Below are 415 nucleotides of genomic sequence, written 5' to 3'. Positions count from 1 at the left end.
TCCATTGACAGCGCATCGTCATCAAGGCCAAGGTCTACCGGTGCGCTGCCGTTCATCCCCGCACCGCGATAATTTTCGAGCTTACGGGTCAGTTTTGGCAGCGTGACGGACTTTGCGACGCCCTGATAGCTGTAGCCGTTCAGAAAGACGTTCATTAACTTGAGTTTGCGCGGCATTGCCATCGGTCAGGCTCCTTAATTGCTGTTAACCGAGGTGACCAGATTCGCCAGGTATTTATCGGTAATACGCTGGCGCAGGGTCAGGTTTTCGAGAGGAGGCACCGGTGTATAGTCGTAGTCGATATACAGTTTTCCGGCCTTGAGGGTTTCCGCATCGTTGGATTCTTCGCTAAACCAGCATGTCGCATCCACGATATAGCCGTTTGTTTTCAGCTCACGGAATTTGGCATTAATGC

Annotated in this window: 2 protein-coding genes; both read right to left on the bottom strand. The window is 51.8% G+C overall.

Translation table 11 applies throughout. The features are described 5' to 3' along the window. A partial coding sequence (locus EVJ21_RS15265) for a phage major tail tube protein (protein WP_172948401.1) occupies window positions 1-182 on the bottom strand: 182 nt, incomplete at its 3' end. A gap of 12 nt (window positions 183-194) precedes the next feature. Further along, window positions 195-415: phage tail sheath C-terminal domain-containing protein (locus EVJ21_RS15260; RefSeq protein ID WP_284346150.1), on the bottom strand; the 221-nt coding region annotated here is incomplete at its 5' end.

Source organism: Exiguobacterium sp. SH0S2 (genome assembly GCF_004337185.1).
GTDB lineage: Bacteria > Bacillota > Bacilli > Exiguobacteriales > Exiguobacteriaceae > Exiguobacterium > Exiguobacterium aurantiacum_A.
This window is presented reverse-complemented; position numbering and strand designations above follow the sequence as displayed.